This is a genomic window from Synechococcus sp. R6-10 (assembly GCF_047461815.1).
Classification (GTDB): domain Bacteria; phylum Cyanobacteriota; class Cyanobacteriia; order Thermostichales; family Thermostichaceae; genus Thermostichus.
The window spans coordinates 1-602 of record NZ_JANSHW010000667.1 but is presented as its reverse complement, the minus strand read 5'-3'; the positions used below and the strand labels follow the sequence as shown (position 1 = coordinate 602).

1 protein-coding gene is annotated in these 602 nt (G+C 62.6%); it reads left to right on the top strand.

The window, feature by feature from the left end; genetic code table 11:
- The first annotated feature begins 41 nt into the window (after nucleotides 1-41).
- A complete protein-coding gene (locus NW837_RS15175) occupies nucleotides 42-554 on the top strand; it encodes a winged helix-turn-helix domain-containing protein (protein WP_414332460.1) in 513 nt (170 codons plus the stop codon).
- The last annotated feature ends 48 nt before the right edge of the window (nucleotides 555-602 follow it).

Below are 602 nucleotides of genomic sequence, written 5' to 3'. Positions count from 1 at the left end.
TTATAAGAAATCCCCTGGACTCTATCCATTAGTATGGAGTTATGCAACTCACCAAACACCAACGCCGCCCGCGCCTGGAACTGCAACTGCGGCACCATCCGGATAACCTCCAGGCCCTCTACCGCGAGTCCCAGGACCCCATCGAACGCGCCCGCTGGCAGGCCCTCTGGCTGCTGGCCAAAGGCCAGTCCATCCCCCAGGTCGCCAGCAACCTCGGCTATAGCGAACGCTGGGTTCGTTCGCTGATCCACCGCTACAACCAGGGCCTGCCCATGAAGAACCTCCGGCACCAGAACAAAGGCCAGGCCCCCCTCCTATCCCCCGAACTCCAGGAGGCCTTCTATCAGGTCCTGCTCCAGCCTCATCCCAGGGATGGGCTTTGGAACATACGCAACGCCGCCGAGTGGCTTAGCCAGCGGCTGGGACGTCCGGTGGACCCCCGGCGGGCCTGGAGCTGGATGCGCCGCCTGGGCTTTGCCCCCCTGCGCCCACGACCCCGCCACCGGCAGGCCGACCCCGAGGCGCAGGAAGCTTTCAAAAAAAACTCTTCCTGATGGTTTTCTGGTTGAAACTGCTCTTCCCCTGGCTACAGCTGGAGGTAT

What these genes read in the sequence shown, in the direction of transcription:
- NW837_RS15175 (WP_414332460.1), top strand. Translation starts at nt 42, where the DNA reads ATGCAACTCACCAAACACCAACGCCGCCCGCGCCTGGAACTGCAACTG.